The organism is Roseovarius nitratireducens (genome assembly GCF_002925845.1).
GTDB classification, from domain to species: Bacteria; Pseudomonadota; Alphaproteobacteria; order Rhodobacterales; family Rhodobacteraceae; genus Roseovarius; species Roseovarius nitratireducens.
This window is the reverse complement of record NZ_PDNI01000007.1, coordinates 1-218: the sequence shown is the minus strand read 5'-3', so window position 1 is coordinate 218 and position 218 is coordinate 1. Positions and strand designations below refer to the sequence as shown.

Annotated in this window: 1 protein-coding gene; it reads left to right on the top strand. The window is 46.3% G+C overall.

Annotation, left to right across the window (positions count from 1 at the left end; translation table 11 throughout):
* Positions 1–218 (top strand): hypothetical protein (locus CRJ03_RS00525; protein WP_129590211.1); only part of this gene is annotated, 218 nt, incomplete at both ends.

Genomic DNA, 218 nt, shown 5'->3' with positions numbered 1-218 from the left:
TGTGTGAAAATCAGGCTTCGCTCTCCAGCAAATTGCAGGCATGCTGTGACAAGCCAGTGTTGCAGAAGTCCCATTGCATCGCTGAGCTAGAGAATGATGACATACCCGCTGACCTCGCTCCACTAGCTGCTGATTTTGTTGAGGACAAGGAAGTTTGCAAAAACTATGCTGAGGCAAAAGATGTCTTCCTGGGCACGTTTTTGTATGAATATTCAAGA